This is a genomic window from Marinobacter excellens LAMA 842, from assembly GCF_001574445.1.
Lineage (GTDB): Bacteria > Pseudomonadota > Gammaproteobacteria > Pseudomonadales > Oleiphilaceae > Marinobacter > Marinobacter shengliensis.
On record NZ_LOCO01000008.1, the window covers coordinates 105,858 to 119,880 of the forward strand.

Annotated in this window: 12 protein-coding genes; 6 read left to right on the forward strand and 6 right to left on the reverse strand. The window is 60.0% G+C overall.

The window, feature by feature from the left end:
* Window positions 1-80 precede the first annotated feature (80 nt).
* The 3 genes from J122_RS09375 to J122_RS09385 are packed head-to-tail and all read left to right on the forward strand — an operon-like array spanning window position 81 to window position 3,038.
* Entirely contained in the window at window positions 81-1,499 is a 1,419-nt protein-coding gene (locus tag J122_RS09375; RefSeq protein WP_061331995.1) for a succinylglutamate desuccinylase/aspartoacylase family protein, read from the forward strand.
* A gap of 46 nt (window positions 1,500-1,545) precedes the next feature.
* Entirely contained in the window at window positions 1,546-2,514 is a 969-nt protein-coding gene (locus J122_RS09380; protein ID WP_061331996.1) for a DMT family transporter, read from the forward strand.
* The gene (locus J122_RS09385; protein ID WP_061331997.1) at window positions 2,511-3,038 is read left to right on the forward strand and encodes a carbohydrate-binding protein; all 528 of its coding nucleotides are present in this window, start codon (window positions 2,511-2,513) and stop codon (window positions 3,036-3,038) included. Before J122_RS09380 ends, J122_RS09385 begins: the two co-directional genes overlap by 4 nt.
* On the opposite strand, the gene J122_RS09390 is transcribed toward J122_RS09385, so the two are convergent.
* Window positions 3,033-4,214 carry a MalY/PatB family protein gene (locus tag J122_RS09390; protein WP_061332083.1) on the reverse strand — a complete coding sequence of 394 codons (1,182 nt, stop codon included), beginning with the start codon at window positions 4,212-4,214 and terminating at the stop codon, window positions 3,033-3,035. The two genes, J122_RS09385 and J122_RS09390, sit on opposite strands and share 6 nt — an antisense overlap.
* Window positions 4,215-4,411: 197 nt before the next feature.
* Between J122_RS09390 and J122_RS09395 the strand changes: the two genes are divergently transcribed.
* Window positions 4,412-5,299: an AEC family transporter gene (locus J122_RS09395; RefSeq protein ID WP_061331998.1), complete on the forward strand. Its 888-nt coding sequence runs from the start codon at window positions 4,412-4,414 to the stop codon at window positions 5,297-5,299.
* A 37-nt stretch (window positions 5,300-5,336) separates the two neighbouring features.
* Here the strand turns inward: J122_RS09395 and J122_RS09400 are convergent, their stop codons facing one another.
* Window positions 5,337-6,980, reverse strand: a complete 1,644-nt coding sequence (locus J122_RS09400) for a methyl-accepting chemotaxis protein (RefSeq protein WP_061331999.1) — start codon at window positions 6,978-6,980, stop codon at window positions 5,337-5,339.
* 206 nt (window positions 6,981-7,186) lie between these two features.
* On the opposite strand from J122_RS09400, the gene J122_RS09405 reads away from it, so the two are divergent.
* On the forward strand, window positions 7,187-9,691 hold the full coding sequence (locus tag J122_RS09405; RefSeq protein WP_061332000.1) for an acyl-CoA dehydrogenase: 2,505 nt from the start codon (window positions 7,187-7,189) through the stop codon (window positions 9,689-9,691).
* Window positions 9,692-10,032: 341 nt separating this feature from the next.
* On the opposite strand, the gene J122_RS09410 is transcribed toward J122_RS09405, so the two are convergent.
* Window positions 10,033-10,980 carry a LysR family transcriptional regulator gene (locus J122_RS09410; RefSeq protein WP_061332001.1) on the reverse strand — a complete coding sequence of 316 codons (948 nt, stop codon included), beginning with the start codon at window positions 10,978-10,980 and terminating at the stop codon, window positions 10,033-10,035.
* 243 nt (window positions 10,981-11,223) lie between these two features.
* Here J122_RS09410 and J122_RS09415 point away from each other — a divergent pair, with 243 nt between their 5' ends.
* The gene (locus J122_RS09415) at window positions 11,224-12,153 is read left to right on the forward strand and encodes a DMT family transporter (RefSeq protein ID WP_061332086.1); all 930 of its coding nucleotides are present in this window, start codon (window positions 11,224-11,226) and stop codon (window positions 12,151-12,153) included.
* Here the strand turns inward: J122_RS09415 and J122_RS09420 are convergent.
* From J122_RS09420 to J122_RS09430, 3 genes are all read right to left on the reverse strand, one after another.
* Complete coding sequence (locus J122_RS09420) at window positions 12,131-12,544, reverse strand: hypothetical protein (protein WP_146136838.1); 414 nt, start codon at window positions 12,542-12,544, stop codon at window positions 12,131-12,133. The two genes, J122_RS09415 and J122_RS09420, sit on opposite strands and share 23 nt — an antisense overlap.
* Window positions 12,545-12,679: 135 nt before the next feature.
* A complete protein-coding gene (locus J122_RS09425) occupies window positions 12,680-13,264 on the reverse strand; it encodes a gamma-glutamylcyclotransferase (RefSeq protein WP_061332003.1) in 585 nt (194 codons plus the stop codon).
* Window positions 13,265-13,299: 35 nt separating this feature from the next.
* Window positions 13,300-13,932, reverse strand: a complete 633-nt coding sequence (locus J122_RS09430; RefSeq protein ID WP_061332004.1) for a MarC family protein — start codon at window positions 13,930-13,932, stop codon at window positions 13,300-13,302.
* Window positions 13,933-14,023 lie beyond the last annotated feature (91 nt).

Below are 14,023 nucleotides of genomic sequence, written 5' to 3' on the forward strand. Positions count from 1 at the left end.
ATTAAACCTCTGTCACAGCGGTATTCATGAACCATACAGGGCCCTATCCTTGGGGCCACTGGACAGGTACTCGAGGACTTATGCTGTTTCAAAGGCCCAGACACTCCACAATCCGACATTTTCCGATCTGGCTTTTCGCTGCCGCCCTGCCAATGGTCACCTTGGCCGACACCAACGATTCGTCTGTGCTGGTGGCCCAACTCGCAGAGGATGAAAACGTTGAGGATGTGGTGCGCTCTGAACCCCGCCGCAGTCCAGGCGAAGATGGCGACGCCAGCGACGACGAGCAGGAACCATCGGCGCCAGCCACCGACCAGCAAACACAAACGGTCAACACCGTGGTGGTGCCCGTTACCCGCAAGATTGCCCCCAACATCGACCTGAAAGAAGTGGCCCCCCTGCCGGAACCCGAGCCGGAACCGGAAACCCTGCCGGGGGCGGAACTGTCTGCAGAGGAACTTCAGGTAGTTCAGGATACTGCACAAGGGGAAACGTCTGCCCCTGAGGACGAGGCCGACGCGCCGGTAGAACCCCTGCCGGCAGAAAGTTTCACCCTGCTTGGCAAGGAAGTGCTGCCCGGCACCTCGACGCGGCTGGCCTGGTCCCCCCAGATCCAGATTGCCGGCCTGTCACAAATTACCCCTGTTCTGGTGGTCAACGGCGTGAATGCTGGGCCAACCCTGTGCCTGACTGGCGCCGTACATGGCGATGAGCTTAACGGCATCGAGATTATTCGCCGCACCATGTATGACCTCAATCCGGAGAAACTCAGTGGCCGGGTGATCGGCGTGCCCATTGTCAATCTAACCGGCTTCCAGCAGGGCAGTCGGTACCTGCCGGACCGTCGGGATCTGAACCGCTTTTTCCCGGGCCGCAAGGACGGCAACCTTGCCGACCGGGTGGCCTACTCGTTGTTTGAGAATGTCATTCGGCACTGCGACATGCTGGTGGACATTCACACCGGTTCCCTCAAGCGCACCAACCTGCCCCAGCTGCGGGCCGACATGAATAACCCGGACGTGGCGGAATTCACCCGTGGGTTTGACCGCATGGCGGTGGTGCACAGCTCCGGCTCCCCAGGCATGCTGCGCACGGCAGCCGTCCAGGCAGGTATCCGTGCCGTGACCATGGAAGCCGGGGAGTCGTTGCGAATTCAGGAGCATCAGATCGAAGCCGGGGTAAATAGCCTCAACAGCCTGCTGGAGAAACACGGCATGATCTCCAGGATGTTTGTCTGGGGCGATCCGGAACCGGTCTATTATGATTCCACCTGGGTGCGCGCCGAGCACGGCGGCATTCTGTTCAGCGAGATTAACCTGGGTGCCAATGTCTCCGAAGGGGAGGTCTTGGGCTATGTGGCTGATCCGATTACCAATGAGCAACACCCGATACGCTCCACCTCCAACGGCCGGATCATCGGCATGGCGGTTGATCAGGTGGTGATGGCCGGCTTCGCCGCCTACCACATTGGTACGGAGGCAGAAGTTCCAGGAGAGTAGTATGCTAGGGGTTTTACCCGACAGCCTATGATCCACAGGAGTTCATGTGTCTTCGGCAAACTCTGGCATATTATCCCGAATTCCCGGCCTGGCCTATGTGGGCCTGGTGCTTACGCCGCTGTTCTGGGCCGGCAATGCCGTGGTCGCGCGAGGCACGGTTGAGCATGTACCGCCCCTGTCCATGTCATTCTGGCGTTGGGTGATTGCCCTCGCCATATTGCTGCCCTTCGGTTTCCCTGGCATGTGGCATCATCGCCGGGTCATCCGTGCCCGCCTGGGTTCGATGCTGGCACTGGCCACCTTCAGCGTGGCCGCGTTCAATTCACTGCTCTACTACGCCGCCATCACCACCACCGCCACCAATATTGCCCTGATCAATGCCACCATTCCTATTTTCGTGGCCCTGCTGGCGTGGATGCTTCTGGGCGACCGCACCCGGCCAATTCAGGCATTGGGCATCGCCCTGGCCATCGGAGGCATCCTGACCGTGGTGGCCCGGGGTGAGCTCTCGGTTTTGACCGGCCTTCAGGCACAACCCGGTGACCTGATCATGGTGGCGGCCGTCTTCAGTTGGGGGTTGTTCTCGGTCTTGCTCAGACGGCAGGCGGTGCCGTTACCGGCCCTTACTTTCCTGACCACCCAGATTCTGCTGGGCACGCTGGTGATCCTGCCGTTTTACCTGGTCGACCTGTTTTTCTTCGCCGGGGGCTTCGAGCTGACCCGAAATACGGCCATGTCGCTACTGTATTTCGCCATATTCCCCGGTATCCTTGCCTACGCATTCTGGAATCACGGCGTGCATGCGATCGGCCCGGCCAGGGCCGCGATATTCATGTACCTGACCCCGGTCTTCGCATCCATACTGGCCGGCATTTTTCTGGGTGAGTCGCTTGGCGCGTTTCACATGATTGGCGGCCTGCTGATTCTCGCAGGCCTGGTGTTGGCCACGCGAACCGGTCGCCGACAGGCTGCGTATTCACTTCGAAGTCAGGAACAAAACGGGAGAGACACATGATGAAAGCCACCACCAGCATCGGGCGAGCCCACACACTTTATGGTCTGTTGTTGATGATCCTGGCACTTGGCATGCCTGCATTGGCGTCTGCCGAGGCCTGTGATCCGGATAACCATGAATGGGTGCCCAGCCGCTATTACCCGGCGGGGTCTGTGGTGTTTCACAACGACAACTGGTACGAGTCCCGTGAAATTCACGAGGGTATGGAGCCGGGTATCACATTCGATTGGAAACGCTTACATTCGGTGCCAGGTTGTGGTGGTGAAAACAGGCCGCCCGACCCCATAGACCCGGCTGATGTGGAGGAAGGCGTTACCCAGACGGGCAGTAACACAGAGTTCTGCGAACGCCCGGAACAATGGCTGTTTGCTGAGAGTTACTCCGTCGGCAGCCAAGTCAGCCATGGCGGCAAGATCTGGGAAGCCATCCGGGATACCAAGGGCGACATGCCGGGTATCCAGGAGCCACCACACTGGAAGCTGGTGGAAGACCACTGCGCCATTCAGTCGCAACCGGCACTATAGGCCAGCCAACGCTGCCTCGATCCGCGCTATCACCTCCTCCAGCACGGATCGCGGGCAGCCGATGTTCAGGCGCATGAAGCCACTGCCAGGTTGCCCGAAGGACAAACCCGGGTTCATGCCCACGCCGGCCTCCTCCACGAAAAATCGTTTGAGGCCGGCGTCATCCAGCTCCAGGCTTCGACAGTCGAGCCACATCAGATACGTGCCTTCCGGCACAGCGACGTCAATGCCTGGCAATCGCCGGGACACCGCGTTGGCCACAAAATCCCGATTGGCCTGCAGATAGCCGAGCAGTTCATCCAGCCAAGTGGCGCCGTGGCGATAACCCGCTTCAAAGCCGGCAATGCTGAACGGGTTGCACTGGGGCAAGTGCATGGACTCAAACACCGCTTTCATGGCTTTGCGCCGATCCGGGTCCGTGATCACCAGGGCCGACAGACCAAGACCGGGCATGTTGAAACTCTTGCTCGGAGCCACCGCCGTCACCAGAGCATCCTCTTCTCCGGCGAGTCTACCCAGGACGGTATGCGGTGCCGCGTCCGGATAAGTCAGATCACAATGTATCTCGTCTGAGAGCACCACCAGGTTGTGGCGCCGTGCAATGGCCAGCAGCTCTTTGAGCTCCGCTTCCGTCCAGACCCGGCCGACCGGGTTGTGGGGGGAGCACAACAACAGCACCCTGGCATCGGGCCGGGCAGCGCATTGCTCGAGATGCTCCAGATCCATCCGGTACTGCCCGGTATGCGGATCCTGAACCAGGGGGTTTTCGATCACTTCACGACCGCTCTGGCGCACCGAGCTGAAAAAAGGCGGATACACGGGCGGCTGTATAATCACGCCCTCGCCGGGTTCGGCGTAGGCCATACAGGCGGCATTCAGAGATGGCACCACCCCCGGCGCCATCAATATCCACTCCCGGCGAATGTGCCAGCCATGGCGCTGCGCAAACCAGTCGATCATTGCCTGGTAGAGGCTGTCAGGAAACAGGGTATAGCCGTAAACCGGGTGCCGAGCCCGTTCAGTCAGGGCGCGGGTGACCGCCTCGGGCGCGGCAAAGTCCATATCCGCCACCCACACCGGAATGACATCCTCCCGGCCAAACACCGCCTGGCGGGCATCAAATTTGACCGAGCAGGTATTTTCTCGTCGAACAGGCTGATCAAACGCACTGGCCACAAACGAACTCCCCAACTGGTTGAAAGGCTGCCGAGGGCTATTGTGGTAGCCCCGGCCAACGACCGCAACCAACCGTGGCAGGCGCCTCCCGCTTTGGTCGAACATGGGCAAGTTTTGCTTGCCGAAACGGGCCGATACTTGCGAACCTAACCGTTTGTTGATGGTTGTCGTCCCGAACGTTTGTCGGAGTTCTCCCCATGATCGGCCAGATCCTAGCTACCATGCTGCCGGTATTCCTGATTGCAGGTTGCGGCGCCCTGTATGGCCGCTACCGCACACCAGACATTCAAGGCCTGAACGTTCTCAACATGGAACTGTTCGTGCCCATGCTGGTGTTTGCCGTACTGGCCGACCAGCAGGCGCCCCTGCAGGACTATGGCTGGCTGGCCCTGGCGGCAACAGTGGTGGTGCTAGGTTCTGGCATCATTCTGTACCCGGTGGCCCGCGTTCTGAACCTGAACCTGAAAACCTTCCTGCCGCCGATGATGTTCAATAATTCCGGCAACATGGGCATTCCGTTGCTGGTACTGGCGTTTGGTGAGGCGGCACTGCCGGCAGCGATCGTACTGTTCATCGTCGAGATGCTGCTGCACTTCTCCGTTGGCCTGTACATGCTGGACCCGCACACGTCGATCATCCGGCGATTGCGGCTACCGATCGTGTTCGCCAGCATCGCCGGGCTAACGGTTAACTTCAGCGGTGTTGCCCTGCCTGGCTGGCTGCTGGAAACCCTGAACATGCTGGGTGGCGTGTGTATCCCCTTGATGCTGTTTGCCCTGGGGGTGCGGATGCTGGATGTCGATTTTCGGGACTGGAAACTGGGGCTGATTGGCGCCATTGCCTGCCCGGTCAGCGGCTTGCTGCTGGCCTGGCCAATGATTGCCCTGCTCGACCTGCCGGGCCTTCAGGTAGCCTGCCTGTGGGTCTTCGCGGCCCTGCCACCCGCGGTGCTGAACTACATGGTGGCGGAGCAGTATCAGCAGGAACCCCACGCGGTGGCATCGCTGGTATTATTGAGCAACCTCGGCAGCCTGGTAGTCATGCCCATTGTCCTGGGCCTGGTGTTCGCCGCTGGCTACGCCTGACCTCCAATTCGCTCAACACGTACACTGGTAACAGGGCTCAGCCTCTGAACCGGAACACGCTGACCCGTGAGCGCAACTGACCCGCCAGCACGGCCAGATCCCGGCTGGCACCGGCCACCTGATCCGATCCGGCAGAGGTTTCAATGGTGGCATCGTGAATCCGTGCGATGTTGCGGTTCACTTCCTCCGCCACTGAACTCTGTTCTTCTGCAGCGCTGGCAATCTGGGCATTCATGTCGTTGATGGAAGCCACCTCTTCCCGGATGCGCCCAAGCGCGGTTTCTGCCTCGGCGGTCTTCTCAACCGTCACCCGAGCCAGATCCCGGCTTCGTTCCATTTCACCGGAGGCCTCACCAGCACCGGCCTGCAACCGGCCAATCATGTCCTGAATTTCCCGGGTGGAATCCTGGGTACGGGATGCCAGGGAACGCACTTCATCAGCCACCACCGCAAAGCCCCGGCCATGTTCGCCAGCGCGGGCCGCTTCAATGGCCGCATTCAGTGCCAGCAGGTTGGTTTGCTCGGCGATGGCGTTGATCACTTCGATGATTTTCTCGATATTACCGCTGTCTTCCGACACCCGGTTTACAGAAGCCGCCGCGTCCTCCAGCTTGTTCGCCAACTCGGTGATCGAGGTGGCGGTCTCCTTGACCACCTGATTTCCGGTTTCCACTTCCTGATCAGCCTTGCGGGTTGCTGTCGCGGCGTTAGCGGCAAAGCCCGCCACCTCGTTCACCGTGGCCGCCATCTGGTTCACCGCGGTGGCCATCTGCTCAGCCTCGGTAGCCTGCATACGGATCTGTTTGCTGTTGTTGTCTGAGGTATCTTCCAGCTCACCAGACGCGTTGGACAGCTCCTCGGCCGCAGACCGTACCTCACGGATGATGCCCGTTAACCGGTCAATGGTATCCGCCAGAGCGCCCATCACGCTGTCCGGGTAACGGGTTTCCAGATTTTGCTCCAGCTGGCCGTCCGCCAGCTGCCGGATGGCCGCCGCCACTTCCTCGGGCTCCGCACCCAGGATTCGCTTGAGTTTGCGGATGATGACCGTGGCCACCAGCACACTGACCAGTACGGCAAAGCCGGTGATGGAGAGAATCATGATGTTGAAGCCACTGGCGGCGTCGCGCACTTCTTCCAGGTCAGCGGCAACGGTGTCTTCCTGATAATCAATAAACGCGTTAACCCGCGCCAGCCACTCGCTGTAAGCCGGTGAAACCTGATCCAGCAACAGGCGCCGGGCCTGCTCGGTATTGCCTGCGGTTCGAAGAGTCACCACCTCATCGGTCAGGGCGAGGGTTCGCTGCTCGGTGGCTTCGATGTCCCGCAGCAAACGGCGCTCCTGATCCGTGGCCCCCTGGCGCTGGAACATCTGGGACATGGCTTCGGCGTTCTTCCGGTACATAGCCGCGAGGTCATCAATGGTGCGCAGATGCTCACGCAAGGAAGCATCGCGGTTCACCAGCACCACATCCCGAATGGCGATGGCCCGGTCGTGCACGCTGCCCCGGAAATTAATGGCGAAGCGTTGTTTGAGTGAGGCGCCCTCATTAACCGAGGTCAGAGTCCGGTCAATGAATCCCACCTGGTGATTACCTACAACGCTGACCAGCACCATCAGCGCTACCATCAAACCAAATCCCAACGCCAGGCGTTTTGCTACCGTGAGCTGGCCAGTCATATAAGCACTCCACATATTGGTTAAGTGGAGAGAATTACGATTAAAAAAAGGAATGGATTTATTGCTTTTGCAAGATTTTGTAAATTCTTTAACGGTCTGCCACTCAGCCCCCTATTGAACCGTCCGTTTTCCTTGCAACTGCCTGGACTTTGGCCGATGGTTAGAGGCAAATCTGCCTGATCTGGTAATGATATGGAGGTCTGTCCATGAGTGTTCTGCTTCTGGTTATCAGTGCCCTGGTGCTGATCTATTTCAGCATCGGCGGCAAAACCGCTGCGATCGTGATGTCTGTCGCCACCCTCGTCGGCGTTGCCAACGACGGCTGGCACCTTCTCAGTTTTGTCATCGGCGGCCTGCTGTTAGCGTTGGCGTTACTGATCACCCTGCCCGGCGACCTGCGCCTGGACAAATTCAGCCGGCCCTTGCTGGGCTGGGTCCGCAGCCGCCTGCCCAAGCTCTCGCCAACCGAGCAGGAAGCCCTGAACTCCGGTTCCGTAGACTGGGATGGCGAACTGTTTTCCGGCAAACCGGAATGGAACAAGCTGCTGGACGCCGCTCCGGCGCATCTGACCAGCGAGGAGCAAGCGTTTCTCGACGGCCCGGTGGAAGAACTGTGCAAGATGCTGGATGACTGGCAGATCACCCACGAACACTACGACCTGCCGGACAAGGTATGGAAGTTCATCCGTGACAAGGGCTTCTTCGGGCTGGTGATTCCCAAGGAAGACGGGGGCCTGGGTTTCTCCAACACTGCCCACTCCGAAATCGTGATGAAAATCTCCACCCGCAGCGTATCGGCAGCGGTGACCGTCATGGTGCCCAATTCCCTGGGCCCGGGTGAGCTGCTGATGCACTACGGCACCGACGACCAGAAACACCACTACCTGCCGCGCCTGGCCAAGGGCAAGGAAATCCCCTGTTTTGCCCTGACCTCACCGGTGGCCGGCTCCGACGCGGGTGCCATTCCGGACAAAGGCATCGTCTGCAAGGGCGAATGGAACGGCAAGGAAGTGCTGGGCCTGAAGGTCACCTGGAACAAGCGTTACATCACACTCGCCCCGGTAGCGACCCTGATTGGCCTGGCCATCAAGGTCTATGACCCTGAACACCTGATCGGCGATCAGGACGACATCGGCGTGACCTGTGTGATGGTGCCCCGGGAGACCGACGGCGTGAACGCCGGAGCCCGCCACCTGCCCATGAACACCGTATTCATGAATGGCCCCACCTGGGGTACCGAAGTGTTCATCCCCATGGAACAGGTGATTGGTGGGCAAGACATGCTCGGCAAAGGCTGGAAAATGCTGCTGGAATGCCTGTCCATCGGCCGCTCCATCTCCCTGCCGGCTCTCGGCACCGGCGCCGGCAAGTTTGCAAGCCTTGCCACTGGCGCCTACGCCTACACCCGGGAACAGTTCGGCCGCACCATCAGCCAGTTCGAAGGCGTTCAGGAAGCCCTGGAGCCCATCGCCGGCTACACCTACATGATGGATGCCGCCCGCCTGCTCACCGCCGGCATGCTGGACCGGGGCGTTCGCCCATCCGTGCCCTCGGCGGTACTGAAATACCGCAACACCGACCTGATGCGGGAAGTCATTAACCACGCCATGGATGTAGTGGCCGGCCGGGGCGTGATCACCGGCCCCCGTAACTTCCTGGCCCGGGCCTACCAGGCCGTGCCCATCGGCATTACCGTGGAAGGCGCCAACATCCTGACCCGCAGCCTGATGATCTTCGGCCAGGGCGCCATTCGCTGCCATCCGTTTATCGTGGAAGAAATCGAAGCCGCCGGCATGGAAGACCAGGACAAGGCTGCAAAACAATTCGATGGCATCTTCTACCGCCACCTGGCCCACACCACCCGCAATGCCCTGCGGGCGTTCGTACTGGGCCTGAGCAAGGGCTGGTTGGAAACCGCGCCACGCCAGGGCGACATCCAGAAATACTACCGCCAGCTGGGCCGATTCTCCGCTGCCTTCGCATTAATGACCGACGTCACCCTGCTGACCGTCGGCGGCGGCCTGAAAGCCCGCCAGCGCTTGTCTGGCCGCATGGCCGACTGCCTGGTGCATCTGTATTACGCCACCGCGGTGATCAAGCAATGGCATGAAGAAGGCTACCCGGACGACCAGCGAGACCTGGTGGAATGGTGCCTGCAAACCTGCCTGCACGACCTGCAGGATTCCATGCGCGATGCCATCATCAACTTCCCGGTCCCGGCCCTGCGCTGGCCACTGCGGATACTGGTGTTCCCGCTCGGCGCCACCGGCCTGAACGGCCCGGATGACAAGCTCGGCGCCAGGGTGGCTGCCACCATCGTGAAAGACACCCCGGTGCGCCAACGCATTAGCCGCGGCACCTTTATCAACATGGATCCAGACGACCCGCTGGGCCGGGTACTCAATGCCTACAAACTGGCCAACGAAACCGCCGAGATGCGCCAGCGCCTGCACGAAGCGATTCGCAGCCGCGACGAAGACGAACTGGACGGCATTGCCCTGCTGATGGGCCATCAACGTAAAGAGCTGGTGGACTGGGCCTGCGCCCAGGGCATCATCAAGGCGGACGAATGCCCGAAAATGGAAGAAGCGCTGACAGCCCTGTATGACGTCATCCGGGTGGATGCCTTCGACGCCGACGGCCTGAAAGCCCTGGCCAAGGGTGCCAAGGGCAAGCGCAAGGTTGTAGAGCGGCCTGGCTCAGGTTCCTAGCCTTTTAGTTCGGTGGAGGTCAGTCCTTGGCAGGAGGCCTCCCAAAAACCGCTCCTTCGGCACATCCTTGTGGCGCTTCTGCTCCGCCATCCATGGCTCCGCACATTTTTGGGAGGCCTCCTGCCAAGGACTGCCCCCGACTATGTAGGTGGGTCGCCCCACAGATTCAGCTTTAGCACAGCGAGCTCCGTGAGGTAAGGCTGAGCGGGGCGGGGGTGTCTGTCCGGAAATTTGCGGAGCCATGGATGGCGGAGCAGAAGCGCCCATGGATGGCTCGAGCGTTTTCCGGACAGACACCCCCGCCCTGCTCAAAACACCAGAACCCGCAGGCTGCTAGAAGGTTACTCCCCACGAAGCCCACCCCGAATAGCCTCATCCACCAGCCAGCGGCGCAGCGTCTGAATCCCACGCTCCCGCCGGCGGCTGGTCTTCCAGGCAAAGTAGAACTTGTCACCTGTCACCACCGAATGGGCGGGCAACCGAACAAAATCCGCCGAATCCTTGCGGGTACTGAGCATGTAGTCATTGGTCAACGCAATGCCCTGATGAAAACGCGCCGCCTCCAGCGACAACAGCATATGGCTGGAATGCAGCAGCCGACTGGACGCAGGCAGCTTCATACCGGCCTCCTGATACCAGGCCTCCCAGTCGCCGCCCTGCCTGTCATAGATACTGTGAGTCGACAGCAACGGAAACCGGGCCATCTCTGCCGGCGCTACCGGCGGCTCATCCCGCCGCTCGGGCTCCGCATCCCGCCCCAACTCCCGCCGTATACGCTGCCAATAATCCTGACTGCACACCGGAAACAACCGCTCCTCATACAGCAGATCGTAACTGTAGGCCCGCGAATCCCGGTGAATGGTAATAAAACAATCCGCCACCCTATCCGACAACACCGGATTCTCACTGCTCATCTCCAAAGCCAGATCAATCTGCGGATGCAAACGCTGCAAATCCGGCAACCTCGGCGCCAGCCAGCGCACCGCAAACGAACTGAACACCGACAACCTCAGCCGCGACTCCTCATGCCCCAACAATTGCTCACTGGCCCGTTCAATCTGCAACAGTGCCGAACCAACGGCATCCAGATACTGCCGCCCCTCATCCGTCAACGTCACCTTCCGGCCCGAGCGCCAGAACAGCCGCTCACCCAAATAGGTTTCCAGCTGTTTGATCTGGTGACTGACTGCACTTTGCGTGATCGACAGTTCCTCGGCAGCCGCCGAAAAGCTGTTAAGCCGTGCAGCGGCTTCGAATACGGGAAGAGCTTTCAGTGGAGGTAGTTTCATCGGTTTAGTATCTAATTTTCTAATGGATGGCTAATAATCATCATTTTATCGGATATTAGCATTTCATTAGACTCTCCAACGAGATTCGGGGATCAGGTCGGGCTGTCCCTCCGAAAATGCTTGTAGCCATGGATGGCGGAAAGCAAGCGTACAGGGATGTACTTGCAGCGGTTTTCGGAGGGGCAGCCCGACCTGATCCTTCCACCAAACCACGAAGGCCAAGATAAAGAGGAGAGAACCAACGTGTCAGGCAAAACCGTCAACAGCGCCATTCTGCTGCTGGTCATCGGCAACGCCATGGCCATCCTCTCCGATGTATTTATCAAAATGCTGGAACCCGGCGCCCCCGTCTTCCAGTTCGCCTTCCTGCGCTGCCTCCTGACCCTGGCCTTCCTGATTCCCCTGGCCCGCAAACTCGACCGCCAGAACCTCTTCGGCGGCCTGAAAATCCACGCCATCCGCGCCCACATCCACCTGGTCGGCATCGTCTGCATGGTGATCGCCCTCACCAACTTGCCGCTGGCCACCGCCAACGCCCTGTTCTACGCTGCCCCGATACTGGTGATGGTGCTCTCCGCCTTTTTCTTCCGGGAACAACTCACCCCCCTGAGCGTCACCGCCGTCTTCAGTGGCTTTGCCGGCATCATCGTCATCCTGCGCCCGGTGGAATTCAACTGGGCAGTGATTGCGGCCCTGGGCTCTGCCTTCGCCCTGGCCATCAACGCTGTAATGGTGCGCCAATTGCCCAAAGAGCAGACCACCGTCCACAAGCTGTTCCTGAACTACCTGTTGATTGTGCCGGCTGCCGCTGCCCTGGCGCTCTGGGAAGGCGCGGCCTGGAACCCGCAGATCCTGATCAGCGCCGCCGGCTCAGCCCTGTTCATCCTCGGCTACAACATCACCGTGCTGCTGGCCTACCGGCAGGTGGATGCCAACCAGGTTACCAGCGCCGAATACACCGGGCTGATCTGGGCCGTCGCCATTGGCTGGATCTGGTTTGGTGAAGTGCCGGACCTGTGGTTCCTGGCCGGCAGTCTGATGATTGTGGTGCCGCTGGTGCTGATTGGCTTGCGGCACCGGCGCCGCACCCCGGCGCGGGGGTTTAACCCCGCAGCCCGGGAAGAGCGCCCGGAAAGGCGGGTTGCCGAACCTACCGGCGGGTCTGGTCAATAAGAATCTGGGTATCACGAATGATCCGGGCTGCCCGATACTCCGGTGGTATCCGGTCGTTGTACCCCAGGGATGACCGGTAACCACTGCGATGGTTGTGGTACTTCGGTTTGTATCGGTAATGGGAATGCTTTTTACCATAGTCCCGGCGGTCGTACCGATGCTTGTGGCGATTATCCCGATAGCGGTTGTCGCGGTGGCGATCATGGTAAGACCGGCGATGCTCGGCACGCAGCATTTTCTTCTGATGGCCCGGTGGCAGCGCCTTGCCCCGGTCCAACTGCTTCTGGATACCCGGCGGATGGCCGTGGCCACGGTAGCCGTCTGCCTGGGCCATACCGGCAAAGCCCAGGGCGACAATCAGGGTACTGCTGATCAGTAATCGTTTCATCATGACTCTCCCGTCCCTATCGACTGGAACCATGCTAAACGGAAACATTCCGTGAAGCCTTGCCACCAGATTAATGATCAGAAGGGAGATGTCAGCGCCCAAGGGCCGGTTTTGCACAAGCTTTACATGGGTTGACGTTTAACTGTCCGAAGCCTCGACAGGCCCGGAACGGGTGAGGTGAGATTCAATCGAAAAGGTATGGCGGCAGTCATCCCCCAACGCCCGCAGGGACTCCGCCAGCCGGAGCAGGTATTCGGAATTGGGCCCACTGGGGCCAACCGCCGCGGCAATCTGGGCAGCAATATCGGCTTCAGGGGCCTCGCCCAGAAACGCTTCGTTGTCTTCCGTGGCGATATACACCAAGCCCTCGGCATGGCTGCCATCGTCAAAGGTCATGGTGGTGCTGAAGCGCAGGTAACCGTTTTTCTCCCGCACATCCAGATACTCAAAGACATTCGGCGATACCCGGAATGCCATGCCCCGGCAGACCGCTCCGGGTTGCTCGATCAGCGTGACCACCCGGCCAGGAGCCTCAGGCGTGCCACGGTGGTCGTGGGAACCCTGCCAGAACTGGCGAGCCCAACCGCGAATGGAGGCCGGCCGCTGTTCCAGGAACGGGAAATCCACCTTGTAAATCAAAGACCCGTAACCGAACAACCAGACCGAGTCGATGCCGTCAAAGTTGTAGCGGGTACGATTGTGATCAATGGTGTTGGCGGGCATAACAAACCTGCAGACGATACGAAGGCCTGATTCTGTCAGGCGCCTTGAGTGCTTGCAATAAAGCCGGCGATACCGGTCAGCACGATTTCCGCCGCCATGGCAGAGAGAATCAGGCCACTGATTTTCGACATGATGTTCAGGCCGGTTTTACCCAGCACTTTTTCCAGGTAGCCGGACAACCGCAACAACACCGCCAGAATCAGCAAGCCGGAGACCAGACCCAGCAAACCGCCAGCCACTTCGTGAACAGCTTTCAGCTCGGCACCGTAGACCATGATGGCACCGATGGTGGCCGGGCCGATCATCACCGGAATGGCCAGGGGTACCACGGCGATGTCGTCGCGGTCTTCTTCCGGCAGGCCGGTGGCATGGTTGCGGGTGCCGCTGGTGACCAGGCTGATGGCGGTGAGGAACAGCAGGCTGCCGGCGCCAATACGGAACGAGTTCAGGGTAATACCGATGGCGCTGAACAACAGCGGCCCGGCAAAGAACAGCACCACGCCGAGAATAAAGGCGGACACACAAGCCCGACGAATGATCGACGCCTTCTCGGCCGCCGGCAGGCCGCGGGTCAGTGCCAGAAACATGGTGACCACAAAGAACGGTGCCAGCAGGAACAAAAAGCGGATGGTGCTGCTGAGGTAAGTGGCGAAAAACGATTCAAACATTCAAGCAAATCCGGCCAGGGGTTAAAGCCGGTAAGCATAGCGCCTGTGGGCAGATTCTGCCGTAAGGAAGAGAACCTATTAGCCGGCGGAG

Excerpts from the sequence above, each read along its gene's own strand:
- J122_RS09375 (WP_061331995.1), top strand. The coding sequence starts at position 81 with ATGCTGTTTCAAAGGCCCAGACACTCCACAATCCGACATTTTCCGATC.
- J122_RS09385 (WP_061331997.1), top strand. The coding sequence starts at position 2,511 with ATGATGAAAGCCACCACCAGCATCGGGCGAGCCCACACACTTTATGGT.
- J122_RS09395 (WP_061331998.1), top strand. The coding sequence starts at position 4,412 with ATGATCGGCCAGATCCTAGCTACCATGCTGCCGGTATTCCTGATTGCA.
- J122_RS09400 (WP_061331999.1), bottom strand. The coding sequence starts at position 6,980 with ATGACTGGCCAGCTCACGGTAGCAAAACGCCTGGCGTTGGGATTTGGT.
- J122_RS09405 (WP_061332000.1), top strand. The coding sequence starts at position 7,187 with ATGAGTGTTCTGCTTCTGGTTATCAGTGCCCTGGTGCTGATCTATTTC.
- J122_RS09410 (WP_061332001.1), bottom strand. The coding sequence starts at position 10,980 with ATGAAACTACCTCCACTGAAAGCTCTTCCCGTATTCGAAGCCGCTGCA.
- J122_RS09420 (WP_146136838.1), bottom strand. The coding sequence starts at position 12,544 with ATGATGAAACGATTACTGATCAGCAGTACCCTGATTGTCGCCCTGGGC.
- J122_RS09425 (WP_061332003.1), bottom strand. The coding sequence starts at position 13,264 with ATGCCCGCCAACACCATTGATCACAATCGTACCCGCTACAACTTTGAC.
- J122_RS09430 (WP_061332004.1), bottom strand. The coding sequence starts at position 13,932 with ATGTTTGAATCGTTTTTCGCCACTTACCTCAGCAGCACCATCCGCTTT.